This window comes from Devosia sediminis, from assembly GCF_016411825.1.
Classification (GTDB): Bacteria; Pseudomonadota; Alphaproteobacteria; order Rhizobiales; family Devosiaceae; genus Devosia; species Devosia sediminis.
Genome location: NZ_JAEKMH010000001.1, coordinates 1,336,362 through 1,351,778 on the forward strand (window position 1 = coordinate 1,336,362; position 15,417 = coordinate 1,351,778).

At 62.7% G+C, this 15,417-nt stretch carries 17 protein-coding genes and 2 tRNA genes; all 19 read right to left on the bottom strand.

Translation table 11 applies throughout. From position 1 onward, the window contains the following. Positions 1-7 precede the first annotated feature (7 nt). The 19 genes from nuoK to tet all read right to left on the bottom strand — a co-directional run bounded on the left by nuoK (position 8) and on the right by tet (position 15,326). Positions 8-316: an NADH-quinone oxidoreductase subunit NuoK gene (gene nuoK, locus JEQ47_RS06920; RefSeq protein WP_198875756.1), complete on the bottom strand. Its 309-nt coding sequence runs from the start codon at positions 314-316 to the stop codon at positions 8-10. A gap of 15 nt (positions 317-331) precedes the next feature. Next, entirely contained in the window at positions 332-940 is a 609-nt protein-coding gene (locus JEQ47_RS06925) for an NADH-quinone oxidoreductase subunit J (RefSeq protein ID WP_198875612.1), read from the bottom strand. 12 nt (positions 941-952) lie between these two features. Continuing rightward, positions 953-1,441 carry an NADH-quinone oxidoreductase subunit NuoI gene (gene nuoI, locus JEQ47_RS06930; RefSeq protein ID WP_407931772.1) on the bottom strand — a complete coding sequence of 163 codons (489 nt, stop codon included), beginning with the start codon at positions 1,439-1,441 and terminating at the stop codon, positions 953-955. After that, positions 1,441-2,538 (bottom strand): NADH-quinone oxidoreductase subunit NuoH, encoded by a 1,098-nt coding sequence (gene nuoH / locus JEQ47_RS06935; protein WP_198875613.1) that lies wholly within the window; start codon positions 2,536-2,538, stop codon positions 1,441-1,443. Before nuoH ends, nuoI begins: the two co-directional genes overlap by 1 nt. 9 nt (positions 2,539-2,547) lie before the next feature. Further along, positions 2,548-4,650, bottom strand: coding sequence for an NADH-quinone oxidoreductase subunit NuoG (gene nuoG, locus JEQ47_RS06940; protein ID WP_198875614.1), 2,103 nt, complete (start codon positions 4,648-4,650; stop codon positions 2,548-2,550). Positions 4,651-4,655: 5 nt separating this feature from the next. Beyond that, positions 4,656-5,963 carry an NADH-quinone oxidoreductase subunit NuoF gene (gene nuoF / locus JEQ47_RS06945; protein WP_198875615.1) on the bottom strand — a complete coding sequence of 436 codons (1,308 nt, stop codon included), beginning with the start codon at positions 5,961-5,963 and terminating at the stop codon, positions 4,656-4,658. 2 nt (positions 5,964-5,965) lie between these two features. Further along, positions 5,966-6,169 (bottom strand): hypothetical protein, encoded by a 204-nt coding sequence (locus JEQ47_RS06950; RefSeq protein WP_198875616.1) that lies wholly within the window; start codon positions 6,167-6,169, stop codon positions 5,966-5,968. After that, the gene (gene nuoE, locus JEQ47_RS06955; protein WP_198875617.1) at positions 6,170-7,501 is read right to left on the bottom strand and encodes an NADH-quinone oxidoreductase subunit NuoE; all 1,332 of its coding nucleotides are present in this window, start codon (positions 7,499-7,501) and stop codon (positions 6,170-6,172) included. It abuts the gene before it with no gap. Beyond that, a complete protein-coding gene (locus JEQ47_RS06960; protein ID WP_198875618.1) occupies positions 7,501-8,691 on the bottom strand; it encodes an NADH-quinone oxidoreductase subunit D in 1,191 nt (396 codons plus the stop codon). Before JEQ47_RS06960 ends, nuoE begins: the two co-directional genes overlap by 1 nt. After that, entirely contained in the window at positions 8,691-9,323 is a 633-nt protein-coding gene (locus JEQ47_RS06965; protein ID WP_198875619.1) for an NADH-quinone oxidoreductase subunit C, read from the bottom strand. Before JEQ47_RS06965 ends, JEQ47_RS06960 begins: the two co-directional genes overlap by 1 nt. Before the next feature lie 9 nt (positions 9,324-9,332). Beyond that, positions 9,333-9,914, bottom strand: coding sequence for a NuoB/complex I 20 kDa subunit family protein (locus JEQ47_RS06970; protein ID WP_198875620.1), 582 nt, complete (start codon positions 9,912-9,914; stop codon positions 9,333-9,335). Continuing rightward, positions 9,905-10,270 carry an NADH-quinone oxidoreductase subunit A gene (locus JEQ47_RS06975; protein WP_198875621.1) on the bottom strand — a complete coding sequence of 122 codons (366 nt, stop codon included), beginning with the start codon at positions 10,268-10,270 and terminating at the stop codon, positions 9,905-9,907. The genes JEQ47_RS06970 and JEQ47_RS06975 overlap by 10 nt, the downstream gene beginning before the upstream one ends. A 437-nt stretch (positions 10,271-10,707) precedes the next feature. Further along, positions 10,708-11,289 (bottom strand): outer membrane protein, encoded by a 582-nt coding sequence (locus JEQ47_RS06980; RefSeq protein WP_198875622.1) that lies wholly within the window; start codon positions 11,287-11,289, stop codon positions 10,708-10,710. Between the two features lie 300 nt (positions 11,290-11,589). Continuing rightward, positions 11,590-12,141: an outer membrane protein gene (locus tag JEQ47_RS06985; protein WP_198875623.1), complete on the bottom strand. Its 552-nt coding sequence runs from the start codon at positions 12,139-12,141 to the stop codon at positions 11,590-11,592. A gap of 112 nt (positions 12,142-12,253) precedes the next feature. Continuing rightward, positions 12,254-12,988 (bottom strand): peptide-methionine (S)-S-oxide reductase MsrA, encoded by a 735-nt coding sequence (msrA, locus tag JEQ47_RS06990; protein ID WP_198875624.1) that lies wholly within the window; start codon positions 12,986-12,988, stop codon positions 12,254-12,256. 138 nt (positions 12,989-13,126) lie between these two features. Then, a tRNA-Asp gene (locus JEQ47_RS06995) sits at positions 13,127-13,203 on the bottom strand. 234 nt (positions 13,204-13,437) lie between these two features. Next, positions 13,438-13,513 (bottom strand) — tRNA-Val (locus tag JEQ47_RS07000). Between the two features lie 142 nt (positions 13,514-13,655). After that, positions 13,656-13,928, bottom strand: coding sequence for an HU family DNA-binding protein (locus JEQ47_RS07005; protein ID WP_198875625.1), 273 nt, complete (start codon positions 13,926-13,928; stop codon positions 13,656-13,658). A 201-nt stretch (positions 13,929-14,129) separates the two neighbouring features. Next, positions 14,130-15,326, bottom strand: a complete 1,197-nt coding sequence (gene tet / locus JEQ47_RS07010) for a Tet(A)/Tet(B)/Tet(C) family tetracycline efflux MFS transporter (RefSeq protein ID WP_198875626.1) — start codon at positions 15,324-15,326, stop codon at positions 14,130-14,132. Between the last annotated feature and the right edge of the window lie 91 nt (positions 15,327-15,417).

Consider the following 15,417-nt stretch of genomic DNA (forward strand, 5'->3'; position numbering starts at 1 on the left):
GGTGCTCTTAGCCCTTCATCATATTGACGTCTTCAACCGCGATGGAGCCGCGGTTGCGGTAGAAGATAACGAGGATGGCGAGGCCGATGGCGGCCTCGGCGGCAGCCACGGTGAGGATCATCAGGGCGAAGACCTGGCCCTGCAAATCAGCCAAGTGGGCGCTGAAGGCCACAAGGTTGAGGTTCACCGCCAGGAGGATGAGTTCCACCGACATCAGGATGACGATGATGTTCTTGCGGTTGATGAAGATACCGAACACGCCCAGCGTGAAGAGGATTGCCGCTACGGTCAGGTAATGACCGAGCCCGATTTCCAGACCCATGAGAACCCCCTATAGCCCCTGACCGCTTTTGACTTTGACATTGCGCACCGTTTCGCTGGGCTTGCGCGCCAACTGCGATGCGGTGCTCTGCCGCTTGATGCCCGGACGATGACGCAGCGTCAGCACGATGGCGCCGATCATGGCGACCAGCAGTACGGCAGCGGCGCCCTGGAACAGGAAGACGTAGCGCGTGTAGAGCACCTGGCCGAGCGCCCGCGTGTTGTCGACGGTTGCGTCGATCGGCAGGCCGCCAGCGCCGACCACATCGGGCGCGATGACGAAGCTGCCTGCCACCAGCAGCAGCTCGAGGAAGAGGATGCCCCCCACAAGCATGCCGACCGGCGCATAGGCGAGCAGGCCCGACTTGAGCTCGGCGAAATCGACGTCGAGCATCATCACGACGAAGAGGAACAGCACGGCCACGGCGCCCACATAGACCACGATCAGCAGCAGCGCGAGGAACTCGGCTCCGGCCAGCATGAAGAGGCCGGCGGCGTTGACGAAGGTCAGGATGAGGAACAGCACGGCGTGCACGGGATTGCGCGCCGAGATGACCATGAAGGCCGCGGCCACGGTGATGGCTGCGAAGACGTAGAAGAAGAACAGCGGAAGGGTCATGCTCTTCCCTCGTTAGCGATAGGGCGCGTCGGCAGCCAGGTTGGCAGCGATTTCACGCTCCCACCGGTCGCCGTTGCTGAGGAGCTTCTCTTTCGAGAAATAGAGCTCTTCACGCGTTTCGGTTGCGAATTCGAAGTTCGGGCCTTCGACGATGGCGTCCACCGGGCAGGCTTCCTGGCAGAAGCCGCAATAGATGCACTTCACCATGTCGATGTCGTAGCGCACGGTGCGGCGGGTGCCGTCGTTCTGGCGCGGACCGGCCTCGATGGTGATGGCCTGGGCCGGGCAGATGGCTTCGCACAGCTTGCAGGCGATGCAGCGCTCTTCCCCATTGGGGTAGCGGCGCAGCGCGTGCTCACCACGGAAGCGCGGCGACACCGGGCCCTTTTCGAAGGGGTAGTTGATGGTCGGCTTGGCGCCGAAGAAATAGCGCATGGCCAGGAAGAAGGCCGATACGAATTCCCGCAGCAGCAGCGTGTTGACGATCTGTCCGACGCGCATCAGGCAACTCCTCCGTGCCAGCCCCAGCCCGTGAGCTGAAGGACGAAAGCGACGATCACGACCATGATCAGCGAGAGCGGCAGGAACAGCTTCCAGCCGATCCGCATGAGCTGGTCGTAGCGATAGCGGGGCACGATGGCCTTTGCCATGGCGAACATGAAGAAGACGAGGGTTACCTTGATGAAGAACCAGATCAGCCCCGGGATCCAGGTGAAGGGGGGCAGATCGATGGGCGAGGCCCAGCCGCCCAGGAACAGGACGGTGGTCATGGCGCACATGAGCAGGATCGAGATGTACTCACCCAGCATGAACAGCAGGTAAGGCGTGGACGAGTATTCGGTCATGAAGCCGGCGACCAGCTCGGACTCGCCTTCCACCATGTCGAAGGGCGGGCGATTGGTCTCGGCCAGGGCCGAGATGTAGAACACCACGAACATCGGGAAGAGCGGCAGCCAGAACCAGTTGAGGAAGCTGAGCCACGGCACGCCCAGGCTATGGGCGAGGCCCATTTCGGTCTGGGCGATGACGATGTCATTGAGGTTGAGCGAGCCGACGCAGAGCAGGACGGTGATGATGACGAGGCCGATGGAGACTTCGTAGGACACCATCTGCGCGGCGGAACGGAGGGCGCCGAGGAAGGGGTACTTCGAGTTGGATGCCCAGCCGCCGATGATGACGCCATAGACGCCCAGCGACGAAATGCCCAGCAGGTAGAGAATGCCGATATTGATGTTGGCCATGGCCCAGCCATTGTCCACCGGCACGACGGCCCAGCCGGCAAGCGCCAGCGTGGCCGTGATCAGCGGGGCCAGGAGGAACATGACCTTGTCGGCGCCGGCAGGGATGACGGCTTCCTTGACGGCGAACTTGATGAGGTCGGCGAAGGACTGCAGAAGACCGAAGGGACCGACGACGTTGGGACCGCGGCGCATCTGCACGGCAGCCCACACCTTGCGGTCACCCAGGAGGATGAAGGCGGTGAAGATCAGGAGGCCGACGAGCAGCGCCAGGGCCTTGTAGACAAAGCCGATCTGAGTGCCCCAGCCGAGGACCGGGATACCCAGGAGGTAGTCGAGGGCGGAGAGAAAAAAGTCCATTATGCTCCCCTACTCCGCGGCCTGCCGCAGACCTGCGGCCATCTGGGCGCATTCGGCCATGGTGGCCGAGGCGCGGGCGATCGGATTGCTGAGATAGAAGTCGGTCACCAGCGAAGCGTAGGGAGCCGACTTGGTCTTGATGGCGGCCTTGGCGAGCTTGGCGACATCGGCCACCGAACCGGGGGCGATCTCGTCGATGCGGGCCAGATGCGGGAATTCCGCATAGAGCGCGGCGCGCAACTGGGCCAGAGAATTATAAGGCAGAGCCTGGCCGATGGCGCCAGAGAGAGCGCGGATGATGGCCCAGTCTTCCTTGGCGTCGCCAGGCGGGAACACGGCACGGGCGGTGACCTGCACGCGGCCCTCGGTGTTCACATAGGTGCCCGACTTTTCGGTGTAGGTCGCGGCCGGCAGAATGACGTCGGCGCGGTGAGCACCCTTGTCGCCATGCGAGCCGATATAGACCACGAAAGCCTTGCCCATGGCGGACATGTCGTATTCGTCGGCGCCGAGCAGGAACAGCACGTCGAGCTCGCCCTTGCCGGCCAGAGCGATCTGGTCGGCCGAGCAAACGCCGCCGTCATGCGGCACGAAACCAATATCGAGACCGCCAACGCGGCTGGCTGCATTATGCAGCAGCGCGAAGCCGTTCCAGCCGGCATCGACATTGGCGCCGGTGGCCAGCTTGGCCGCGAGTGTGATGGTGTCGCGGCCGGCCTGCTTGCCGAGGCTGGCATGGGAAACCGCACCCTCGCCCATGATGATCAGCGGACGCTTGGCGTTCTTGAGCGTCTCGGCAAAGGCACCCTTGCCGGCGGCCAGATCGGCCAGCGTCTCGAAGCCCGAACCCAGATATTCGTGGGCATAGGTCAGGTCGGCCTGCTCGCCGATGACTGCGATGGGCAGGTTGGTGGCGCGCCAGGTCTTGCGGATGCGGGCGTTGACCAGCGACGCTTCCTTGCGCGGATTGGTGCCGATGATGAGGATGGCGTCGGCCTGTTCGATCCCCGCAATGGTGGGATTAAAGATGTAAGCCGAGCGCGGCATGGACGGATCGATGCCCGACATGGCGGGACGCACGTCGGTCATGCCCGAACCAACAGAGGCGAGCAGGCCCTTGAGGGCATACATTTCCTCGACAGCGGCGAGGTCACCGGCAATGGCCCCGACCTTGTTGCCGGCCTTCTTGATGCGGCTGGCAACGGCGGAAAGCGCTTCTTCCCAGCTCGCGGGCTGTAGCTTGCCGGCCTTGCGCACATAAGGGCGATCGAGGCGCTGGCTCTTCAGACCATCCCAGATGAAGCGGGTCTTGTCCGAAATCCACTCTTCGTTGATGGCCTCGTTGATGCGCGGCAGGACGCGCATGACTTCGCGGCCGCGGCTGTCGACGCGGATGGCCGAGCCGACGGCGTCCATGACGTCGATGCTCTCGGTCTTGTTGAGTTCCCACGGACGAGCGTGGAATTCATAGGGTTTCGAGGTCAGGGCACCGACCGGGCAGAGGTCGATGACATTGCCCTGCAACTCGCTGGTCAGCGCGCGTTCGAGATAGGGGGTGATCTCGGCATCTTCGCCGCGACCCAATAGGCCCAGCTCGGAAATGCCGGCGACTTCGGTGGTGAAGCGGACGCAACGGGTGCAGTGAATGCACCGGTTCATCGAGGTCTTGATCAGCGGGCCCATATACTTGTCTTCGACGGCGCGCTTGTTCTCGAAGAAGCGCGAGCCGGAGACGCCATAGGCCATGGCCTGGTCCTGCAGGTCGCATTCGCCGCCCTGATCGCAGATCGGGCAATCGAGCGGATGGTTGATCAGCAGGAATTCCATCACGCCTTCGCGGGCCTTCTTGACCATGGGCGTGTTGGTGAACATTTCAGGCGGCTCGCCGTTGGGGCCAGGACGCAGGTCCTTGACCGACATGGCGCAGCTTGCCTGCGGCTTCGGGGGGCCACCCTTCACTTCGACCAGGCACATGCGGCAATTGCCGGCGACCGACAGGCGCTCGTGGTAGCAGAAGCGCGGGATTTCCGCGCCGGCTGCTTCGGCGGCCTGCATGAGGGTGTAGTGATCGGGGACTTCGACGAGGGTGCCGTCGACTTTGATGTTGGCCATCAAACTTACTCCGCAGCGATCGACGGAACGGCGCCGTCGCTGGTGGATGAATAGGTGTATTGCTCGATCCGCGCCTCGATGGTGGGGCGGAAATTGCGGATCAGGCCCTGGATCGGCCAGGCGGCCGCGTCGCCGAGGGCGCAGATGGTGTGGCCTTCGATCTGCTTGGTCACTTCGAACAGCATGTCGATTTCGCGCTTCTGGGCGCGGCCCTGCACCATGCGTTCCATGACGCGCATCATCCAGCCGGTGCCTTCGCGGCACGGCGTGCACTGGCCGCAGCTCTCGTGCTTGAAGAAGGCCGAGATCCGCCAGATGGCCTTGATGATGTCGGTGGACTTGTCCATGACGATCATGCCGCCGGTGCCGAAGCTCGACTTCTTCTCGCGCATGCCGTCAAAGTCCATGATGGCATCCATCATGTCCTCGCCCTTGACGACCGGGCAGGAGGCGCCGCCGGGAATGACGGCGAGAAGGTTGTCCCAGCCGCCGCGGATGCCGCCGCAATGCTTTTCGATGATGTCCTTGAAGCTCTCGCCCAGGGCTTCCTCGAAGGTGGCCGGCTTGTTCACATGGCCCGAGACCATGAACAGCTTGGTGCCGACATTGTTGGGGCGGCCGATGGAGGAGAACCAGGCGCCGGAGCGGCGCAGGATTTCCGGCACAACGGCGATGGATTCGACGTTGTTGACCGTGGTCGGGTTGCCATAGACGCCCATGCCGGCAGGGAATGGCGGCTTGAGGCGCGGCTGGCCCTTCTTGCCTTCCAGCGATTCCATCAGCGCGGTTTCTTCGCCGCAGATGTAGGCGCCGGCGCCGTGGTGGACGATGATATCAAGGTCCCAGCCGTGGATGTTGTCCTTGCCGATCAGCTTGGCGTCGTAGGCCTCCTGGACGGCTTCCTCGAGGCGCTGACGTTCACGGATGAACTCGCCGCGCACATAGATGAAGGCCAGGTGCGCATCCATGGCACGGCAGGCGAGGAGGCAGCCTTCGATCAGGTGATGCGGATCGTGGCGCAGGATCTCGCGATCCTTGCATGTGCCGGGCTCGGATTCGTCGGCATTGACGAGCAGGTAGTGCGGACGACCATCGCTCTGCTTGGGCATGAACGACCACTTGAGGCCCGTCGGGAAACCGGCGCCGCCGCGGCCGCGCAGGCCCGATGACTTCACTTCATTGGTGATCCAGTCGCGTCCCTGGTCGATGAACTCCTTGGTCCCGACCCAGCCACCGCGCTCGCGCGCGCCCTCCAGCCGCCAATCATGGTGACCATAGAGATTGGTGAAAATGCGATCCTTGTCAGCGAGCATGATCAGCTATTCCGCTTCCACAAAAAGACAAACCAGGCAGCAACGCCAATTGCTGCCCCGACCGCCGACGCCACAAGGCTCGGCAGCGTAAATCCGAAGACCATTTCAGCGCCGGTCACGACAAAGGTCGCCAGCACCACATAGACCACGCCAATGGCGTAGTCCTTGATGGTCAGCGTCCCGAAGTCGATGCGGCGAGTGGCCATTTAGCGCGGATCCTTCCCGAATACCCGGCGGTATTCCTCGACACCGCCGCGCGCCAGAGCCTCGGCCTGCCCTACCCAATTGTCGCGCTGCACGCGGCCGCGGAAATTGAGCGCCTCGTCGATGCGCGCCATATCTGCCGGAGCAAGCCGGGCGACCTGGTCGTACCTCGTAACACCGAGTTCGTTGAGCTTGCGCTCGATCACCGGACCCACACCCGAAATGAGCTTGAGGTCGTCCGCTGCGCCTTCAGGACGCTCGAACAGCGGCTGCAATGCGCCGCCCTTTTCGCGGGTCGGCACGACTTCGTTGGGATTGGCAGCCGGAGCCTTGATGGCAGGTTTGGTCTTCTTGACCGCGGCCGAGGCATTGTCATCAGCCGGCGATGTAGCCTTGGCTTTACCCACGGCCTTGCCGCCATCAACCTTGCCGGCCTCCGACTCAGCGCCGGAAGCACCTTCCCGCATGGCGTCGTTGGGCTTGCCGTTGGCCTTGGCCGCGGTGTCGGCAGCGGCGCGCTCGCCTTCGGCCTTGGCCTGGCTGACCTTGGCAGATTTGGGCGTACCCTTGATGGCCGGGGCGTTTTCCTCGGTGACATCCTTGGGACGTGCTGCGGTGGTCGGCGTGGCCGGAGCGGCCGGGGTTGCGGCAGGCGCCGGTGCGGCGGCGGGGGCCGGCGCTTCGGGAGCCGGCGGGGGCACGAACTTTTCGCGCGTCGCGGTCGGCGTTTCGAGCAGCGTGGTGCGACCACCAAATGCCGCCGACGTCTGGCGATCGATCTGCGGGCCGGGCTTAATCGTGTCACCCTTGCCCGCGGCAAAGGCATCGACGATCTCTTCCAGACGACCGGGCGTCAGGTCCTCGTAGGCGTCGTGATAGATCATGACCATGGGCGCGTTGACACAGGCGCCAAGGCACTCGACCTCTTCCCAGCTCATCGTACCATCGGCGTTAAGATGGTGTGGCTCGGGGTGGATCTTGGACTTGCAGACCTCGATCAGGTCCCCTGCCCCGCGCAGCATGCAGGGCGTGGTGCCGCAGACCTGGATATGCGCGTTCCTGCCCACTGGGGCGAGCTGGAACTGAGTGTAAAAGGTCGCGACTTCGAGGACACGGATATAGGCCATATCCAGCATCTCGGCGACCTTTTCGATGGTCGCGCGGGTGACCCAGCCATCCTGATCCTGCGCACGCATGAGCAGAGGAATAACGGCAGACTGCTGACGGCCAACGGGGTAAAGCGCGATGCGCTTTTCGGCCCAGGCCTGGTTTTCAGCATTGAACGCAAAACTCGCCGGCTGCACCGACTCGTCTGCAAGGCGTCGCGTAGACATCAGCGATCCACCTCTCCGAACACAATATCAATCGAACCCAGGATCGCCGTCACGTCGGCCAGCATGTGCTTGCGGCAGAGGTAGTCCATGGCGCTCAGATGGGCGAAGCCCGGCGCACGGATATGGCAGCGATAGGGCTTGTTGGTGCCGTCGGACACCAGATAGACGCCAAACTCGCCCTTGGGCGCTTCGACGGCGGCGTAGATCTCGCCGGCGGGAACCTTGTAGCCCTCGGTATAGAGCTTGAAGTGGTGGATGAGCGCCTCCATGGACTGCTTCATCTCGCCACGCTTGGGCGGTACCACCTTGCCGTCGGTCGAGGCCACGGGCCCCTTGCCGTCGGGGGCATTCAGCTTCTGGACGCACTGGCGCATGATCTCGTTGGCCTGGCGCATTTCTTCCATGCGGATCAGGTAACGATCATAGCAGTCGCCATTGGAGCCGACCGGAACGTCGAATTCCATTTCGGCGTAGGCGTCATAAGGCTGCGCCTTGCGCAGGTCCCAGGCAGCACCGGAAGCGCGCACCATGACGCCCGAGAAACCACGGCCCCAGGCTTCCTCGAGCGGAACGACGCCGATATCGACATTGCGCTGCTTGAAGATGCGGTTGGCAGTCAGCAGCGTGTCGATGTCCTTGAGCGCCTTGGGGAACTCGTCGCAGAACACGCCGATATCGTCGATCAGGGCCTGGGGCAGATCCTGGTGGACGCCACCGGGACGGAAATAGGCGGCGTGCATGCGGGCGCCCGAGGCGCGCTCATAGAACACCATGAGCTTTTCGCGCTGCTCGAAACCCCAGAGCGGCGGGGTCAGCGCGCCGATGTCCATGGCCTGGGTGGTCACGTTCATCAGGTGGGCGAGCAGGCGGCCGATCTCGGCATACAGCACGCGAATGAGCTGGCCACGGCGCGGCACCTCGATGTCGAGCATGCGCTCGACGGCCAGGGCAAAGGCATGCTCCTGGTTCATCGGCGCCACGTAATCGAGGCGATCGAAATAGGGCACGGCCTGCAGGTAGGTCTTGTACTCGATCAGCTTTTCGGTGCCGCGATGCAGGAGACCGACATGCGGATCGACACGCTCAACGACCTCGCCATCGAGCTCGAGGATCATGCGCAGCACGCCGTGCGCCGAGGGGTGCACGGGACCGAAGTTCAGGGTGAAATTGCGAACGTCGACTTCGGACATCAGTTCTTCGCCTTCTCGTCGCCGGGCAGCACGTAATCGGTACCTTCCCAAGGCGACAGATAATCGAACGAGCGGAATTCCTGGGCCAGGGTCACCGGCTCGTAGACCACGCGCTTGCGCTCTTCGTCGTAGCGAACCTCGACAAAGCCGGTCAGCGGGAAGTCCTTGCGCAGCGGATGGCCATCAAAACCGTAATCGGTGAGGATGCGGCGCAGATCGGGGTGGCCGGAGAACAGCACGCCGTAAAGATCGTAGGTCTCGCGCTCGAACCAGTTGGCGCCGGAATAGACGCCGCAGATCGACGGGACCGGCGTCGCGTCGTCGGCCTCGAGCTTGACGCGGATGCGCTGGTTCAGGTGCGGGCTGAGGAAATGGTAGACCACGTCGAAGCGGAATTCGCGAGCCGGATAGTCAGCACCGCACACGTCGACGAAGCTGATGAACCGGCACTTCGGATCATCACGCAGGAAAGTCGCCACATTGACGATCGAATCGCGGGCCACGGTGACGGTGAGGTCGTCATAGGCCACGTCGAAACCCAGCACGGCATCGCCCAGGGACGCGGCGACATGCTCGCCAAGTGTCACCAGCGGGTCGATTGCAATCGGCTCGACAACAACAGTTTCGTCCATGCCCCTGCCCTATCGTTCGATCGTGCCGTCGCGGCGAATCTTCTTCTGGAGAAGGAGAATGCCGTAAAGAAGCGCTTCGGCGGTGGGGGGGCAGCCGGGCACATAGACGTCCACCGGAAGCACCCGGTCGCAACCGCGCACAACGGAATAGGAATAGTGATAGTAGCCGCCGCCATTAGCGCAACTGCCCATGGAGATGACGTAGCGCGGCTCGGGCATCTGGTCGTAGACCTTACGCAGAGCCGGGGCCATCTTGTTGGTCAGCGTGCCGGCGACGATCAGCACGTCGGACTGGCGCGGCGAGGCGCGCGGCGCAGTGCCGAAGCGCTCGATGTCGTAGCGCGGCATGGACATCTGCATCATTTCCACGGCGCAGCAGGCCAGGCCGGTCTGCATCCACATCAGCGAGCCGGTACGGGCCCAGGTGATGAGCTGCGACACGGTGGTGACAAGGAAACCCTTGTCGGCCAACTCGTTGTTTACGCCGGCGAAAAACGGATCATCAGCGCCAAATGGCTTGCCGGTTGCCGGATCGATCGCGCCGGTGGGACGCGGGGTAACCAGTGTCGAACTGGACGGGCTCAATCCCATTCCAGAGCTCCCTTACGCCATTCATAGATAAAGCCGATGGTGAGCACGCCCAGGAAGATCATCATGGACCAGAAGCCGAACCAGCCCACGTCCCGGAAGGCCACAGCCCAGGGGAAGAGGAAAGCCACTTCGAGGTCGAAAATGATGAAGAGAATTGCCACCAGATAGAAGCGGACATCCACCTTCATGCGCGCGTCGCTGAAGGCGTCGAAGCCCGCTTCGAACGCGGATACCTTTTCCGGATCCGGACGCTTCACGGCGACCAGGAAGGGAGCCACCAGAAGCGCGCCGCCGATCAGAGCAGCCAAGGCGATGAAGATGACAATGGGCAGGTAATTGCTGAGCAATTCAGTCATGCGGCAGCCTGTAGTTCAAACCGGCCAGGGCGGCCGAGAAGCACATGGACCGCGATGCAATTGGGGCAGCCGGGCCGATGCGCCAGTGATGCGGAACGGCTTAGACCTTCCCCCCAAACGTTTCAAGGGAAAGAAAATATGAGCAAAATAATCATGTAACCGGCCGCCCGGAATTGCTTCGAAGCGGCTCGCAAAGGGGCAAATCGCGCAACAGATTTGCGAAAACAAGCGGTCACGCAGCAAGCGGCCGGAATGGATGCGCAGGTGCTAGACCGATAGTTAGCAGGATGAGGCAGCCATCCGCGAATCTCTCAAGGGCCGCATGGCGACCATCCCGGGCGGCCACAAAACCAAAACGGCGAACCGATGGAATCGGTCCGCCGAGATGGGTTGCAAGATTGAAGGTACCGGGGCGAATCCGCCCCGGCACGCCAAACTTAGAAGTGGTAGAACACGCCAACGGTGGCCTTGGCCGACTCGAAGAAGGCGTCGCCAGCGGTGTGCGAGAAATCGCCCTGGCCGACAACTTCACCGCGAACGGTGACGACGTCGTTGACGGCGAATTCAACACCACCACCGAGCTGGTACACAGCTTCAGAGGTTGCGTTGTGACGGGTGCTGTAGCCAACGCCACCGAGGGCATAGACCAGAGCGTTGTCGGTCACGACGGCACCAACGCGCAGGTTCGCGAAGAACTCGCTGGAGCTGGTGGCGTTGTGGTTCCAGTTGTAGTCAGCGGTGACTTCAACGCCGAGCAGAACCGGGTCGACGGGGATGAAGTTCACGCCGACGGCGGCACCGATGACGCCATAGGTCGCCGAAGTGGTCGAACCGGCATAGACGTTGGAGCCAACGAACTGGCCGCCGACGCGAGCACCGACATAGAGACCTTCCCAGTCGAAGCCGGCCGGGGTGTAGATCGGTTCCGGGGTAACCGGAATGATGAGGTCAGCAGCCTGAGCGCCACCAACCATGAGAGCCGCGGCGGAAACGCCAATGGCCAGAGAACGTACAAACATGTCTTGCACTCCCATAGAGTTAACCGTAGTCGACCGATAGATGCCTCACAGGCGTGCGGCTGACAAGGGTATCAACGCCCAAATCTGGCAGTGCGGATAAGATTCCATGACCATTTGCGGGCAGGTGTTGCAGGAACACCATGGAATTGGTTCAATTTGATACAAATACCATCAGTCGGCCGCGATCCCTGACCGCACGATGGCGAGATTGTGGCAAATTCCTAACGAAATCTTGCAGTTTATATCGAGAAGTCGCGGCAATCCGTGCTGCTCCGCGGGACGCGTGCCGAATCGGAACGACTAGAAGTGGAAGCTGGCACCAAGCGAGAACTGGTCAGTGGCCTCGGTGCCCTGGACAGGAAAGCTGTGCAGGTATTGGGCCCGGACCGAGACGGAATCGGTCAATCCCAATTCGACCCCACCGCCTACTAGAACGTCCTGTTCTTCCGGCGCGCCCAAATTCACACCATAGCCGGCGGCGCCGTAGGTCATGACGTTGTCAGCGACAACCAGCCCGGCGCGCCCGAGCACCTGCCCCTCTACCGTCCCGGACGCTACCTCGGTCTCGGGAATTCCGGTCAGCGCCACTTCGGCGCCAAGGAGATAAAAGTCGAACTGCGTATTGACGCCCGCATGAATTCCCACGCCAGCCTGAAGGTCCCCCTCACCAGCGTGTACGCCGCTCCCATGCACGCCGGCATAGAAGCCGTTCCAGTCGAAGCCGGACGAACGGGCAACGGGGAGCGCTGCATCGGTAGAGGTGGTTATGGTGATCGGGTCGGCAGCCAGGGCCAAGCCGGGAAGTGCCGTACTCATCAAGGTCGCAAGGGCGATAGTCGAAGCAATACGCATCGCAGCCTTCCCTGTTCGAGCCGAGTCGTCATTCAACGCGGATCATGGGGGCCCGGTTCCGGAAGAGGGCTGGCGGCGGGCCCCTCAAGTCACTGTGACCGCAGAAATAAGGTCATGACACCGGCAGCATTCCGACAAGCGCCGGCTCCGCCCGGAAGCTTTCGGGAAAGAGGGCCTCGAGCGCGGCGATCTTGGGCAGATCGTGCACCACAATATAGGGCCAGTCGGGGTTCAGCGTCAGAAAGTCCTGGTGATACTGCTCGGCGGGGTAAAATGCGTCGAACGGCTCAATCGTCGTGACAATGGGGCCTTCGAACAGATTGGCGGCATCGAGCTGAGCGATGTAGGCGCGGACCACCTCCTCTTCCTCGGCGGTGCGCACGAAGATGGTGGAGCGATACTGTGTGCCGCGATCCGGGCCCTGGAAATTGAGCTGCGTCGGGTTGTGGGCGACGGAGAAGAAGATGTGCAGCAGGTCCCCGTAACTGACCTGTGACGGATCGTAGGTGATCTCGACGGTTTCGGCGTGGCCGGTATCGCCGCGGGTGGTCAGATCGTAGGTCGCGGTTTCGGCCGCACCGCCGGAATAGCCGGAGACGGCATTGCTGACACCCTTCACCCGCTGGAAAACACCCTGGACACCCCAGAAGCAGCCGCCTGCAAAGGTCGCCGTCGCGGTCGTGCCAGTTGCCTCGAGATCGAGCGCCGGTGACGGAATTTCGACAGGCGCTTCCTGGGCACGCACAGGACGCGCAAAAGGAAGGGCCAGGACCGGCAAGGCGGCGAGGCCGAGCAGGATGGTGCGGCGGCGTGGCTGGGTGAGGCTGATGGGTGAGCGGGCGGGCATGGCGGGGACCTCGTGCTGATCTATTGATAGCAGATACGGTCAGACAGGGGCCAAAGTTACAGGCGGGCCATATGATTTGCGAGGGGCGCCGAAGGCTGCGCTACCCTTTGAACAACCATTGATTTCAATGAGAAAGGGTGGCGCGAGAGACGGGGCTCGAACCCGCGACCTCCGGCGTGACAGGCCGGCGCTCTAACCAACTGAGCTACTCCCGCAGCGCTTGCGAACAAGTCGTTCGCGCAACGTGGCGTCCATGTACTGGCCCCCATATGTGAAGTCAAGCGCCGCTGCGGAATTCTGCCGGAGATTTTTGGAAATCGGCCACGCCGCCTGTGGAAAACTTTTTTATCTCAAGGCTTAGGGGCAATAAGCTCATGTGACCGATCAACGACCGATCGCACAGGATAGGATCTGAAATGAACGAAAGCCGCGCAGGATCGCGGTGGGAATGGTGGGCGATGACGGACTCGAACCGCCGACATCCTCGGTGTAAACGAGGCGCTCTACCAACTGAGCTAATCGCCCGAATAGGGTCCAGGACCCCTCAAGTGAACGGCGCCCTGATTAGGGTGCCCTTCCCCGCCCGTCAACTGACTTTTGCGGATATGAAAACGGCCCCGGCGCAAACCGCACGGGGCCGATTGCCGATTAAGGCAAGGCGGCGATCTTAGTTGATCGCATCCTTGAGGCCCTTGCCGGGCTTGAACTTGGCCTGGTTCGAAGCAGGAATCTGAATCTCGGCGCCGGTGGCAGGGTTGCGACCGGTGGAAGCCTTGCGCTGGGACACGGCGAAAGTGCCGAAGCCGACCAGACGGACTTCTTCGCCACCCTTGAGAGCAGCAGTAATGGCCTCGAACACTGCGTCAACCGCTTCGGCGGCCTGTGCCTTGGTGATCGTAGCCTTGTCGGCAACGACGCCAACCAGATCGTTTTTGTTCATAGCGTTTCCTCACAGTGAATGCCCGCCGTCTCTGGCGAACGAAAACGCCGACAACCTTTTGCGATTCTGCGCGGAGCGCAAGGAAATCCGGGGGTTTTCGGCTGCCCGACGGTGCAAAGCTGTTAATGGACCGGAAAAATGGACCCTGCAACCCCGGATAAGCGGAAAAGCCGGGATTGCGGCGGATTGTCCCCGGTTTGCCTATGCGGCCTCGGGCGGAAGGCCGGCGGGGCGGCGCAGACCGGCCATGAGCGGCAGGGCCAGCAGATAGATGCCGATGGCCACCAGCCAGATGGCGCCGGGCCAGCTCGGTCGCAGTCCATGGTAGACGAAGCTGAAAAAGAGCGGTCCGAACACGGAGGCCAGGCTGACCAGGCTCGCCAGCACGCCCTGGAGCTGGCCCTGCCTGTTGGCATCGACCTGCCGCGTGGTGAGGGACTGCAGGGCGGGCATGCCGATGCCCCCAAGGGCGAAGATCGGCGCCATGGCAAAGAGCACCCAGCCCTGGGTGGCGAAGACCAGGGTGAGCATGGCCCCGGTCTCGAACGCCATGCCCACGATCAGCGCCCAGCGCTCGCCGAGCCGGGCCACGGCGGGCCCGGTGAGAAAGGCCTGGGCCAGGGCGTGGAAGACGCCGAAAGCGCCCAATGAGAGGCCGATGGTCATGCCGTTGAAGGCGAAAACGTCCTCGCTGTAGATGGCCCAGGTGGTGCCATAGACGGTGCCGACCAGGTTCATGATGAAATAGATGCCCATCAAGGGGATCAACGCCTTGAAGGTCAGCGCCCAGGCCAGCGGCTTGAATGGGTTGAGCGTATCCCAAGTAAAGCGCGCATCCCGCTGGCCCGGACGCGATTCGGGCAGGACGAACAGGGCCAGGGCGAAATTGACGCCATTGAGCAGCGCCGCGACCAGAAATGGCGAGCGCAGCCAGATGTCTCCGAGAATGCCGCCGATCACCGGGCCGATGATGAAGCCGATGCCGAACATTGCATGGAAGAGCCCAAAGCGCTTGGCGCGCTCGTCTTCGGTGGAAATGTCGGTGATATAAGCGGTGGCCACGGCCATGTTGGCGCTGGTGACCCCGGCAATGGCGCGGCCGATCACCAGCAGCCAGAGTTCGGGCGCAAAGGCCATGACGAGATAGTCGATGGCCGCGCCGGCGAGCGAAACCAGGAGCACCGGGCGGCGGCCGAAGCGGTCGCTGAGCACGCCCAGGATGGGCGAAAACAGGAACTGACAGGCCGAGTAGAGCGCCAGCATCACGCCCAGAATGGTGGCAATGTCGGACGTATGCCCGACTTCGCGCAGCAGGGCTGGCAGGATCGGGAAGATCAAGCCGATGCCAATGGCATCGAGCATGACTGCGGCGAGAATGACGACAAGGGCCTTGTTCATGGGTCCGCTCCAGGAAGCCGCGCCGCGCCGGACGAGGCGACAGCATGGCTGCGCCCGGACCCTCGGTGACCGGTGATGTAGGATCGGGCAC

Coding starts and splice junctions, on each gene's coding strand:
- JEQ47_RS06925 (WP_198875612.1), bottom strand. CDS start 940: ATGACCCTTCCGCTGTTCTTCTTCTACGTCTTCGCAGCCATCACCGTG.
- nuoI (WP_407931772.1), bottom strand. CDS start 1,441: ATGCGCGTCGGACAGATCGTCAACACGCTGCTGCTGCGGGAATTCGTA.
- nuoH (WP_198875613.1), bottom strand. CDS start 2,538: ATGGACTTTTTTCTCTCCGCCCTCGACTACCTCCTGGGTATCCCGGTC.
- nuoG (WP_198875614.1), bottom strand. CDS start 4,650: ATGGCCAACATCAAAGTCGACGGCACCCTCGTCGAAGTCCCCGATCAC.
- nuoF (WP_198875615.1), bottom strand. CDS start 5,963: ATGCTCGCTGACAAGGATCGCATTTTCACCAATCTCTATGGTCACCAT.
- JEQ47_RS06950 (WP_198875616.1), bottom strand. CDS start 6,169: ATGGCCACTCGCCGCATCGACTTCGGGACGCTGACCATCAAGGACTAC.
- nuoE (WP_198875617.1), bottom strand. CDS start 7,501: ATGTCTACGCGACGCCTTGCAGACGAGTCGGTGCAGCCGGCGAGTTTT.
- JEQ47_RS06960 (WP_198875618.1), bottom strand. CDS start 8,691: ATGTCCGAAGTCGACGTTCGCAATTTCACCCTGAACTTCGGTCCCGTG.
- JEQ47_RS06965 (WP_198875619.1), bottom strand. CDS start 9,323: ATGGACGAAACTGTTGTTGTCGAGCCGATTGCAATCGACCCGCTGGTG.
- JEQ47_RS06970 (WP_198875620.1), bottom strand. CDS start 9,914: ATGGGATTGAGCCCGTCCAGTTCGACACTGGTTACCCCGCGTCCCACC.
- JEQ47_RS06975 (WP_198875621.1), bottom strand. CDS start 10,270: ATGACTGAATTGCTCAGCAATTACCTGCCCATTGTCATCTTCATCGCC.
- JEQ47_RS06980 (WP_198875622.1), bottom strand. CDS start 11,289: ATGTTTGTACGTTCTCTGGCCATTGGCGTTTCCGCCGCGGCTCTCATG.
- JEQ47_RS06985 (WP_198875623.1), bottom strand. CDS start 12,141: ATGCGTATTGCTTCGACTATCGCCCTTGCGACCTTGATGAGTACGGCA.
- msrA (WP_198875624.1), bottom strand. CDS start 12,988: ATGCCCGCCCGCTCACCCATCAGCCTCACCCAGCCACGCCGCCGCACC.
- JEQ47_RS07005 (WP_198875625.1), bottom strand. CDS start 13,928: ATGAACAAAAACGATCTGGTTGGCGTCGTTGCCGACAAGGCTACGATC.
- tet (WP_198875626.1), bottom strand. CDS start 15,326: ATGAACAAGGCCCTTGTCGTCATTCTCGCCGCAGTCATGCTCGATGCC.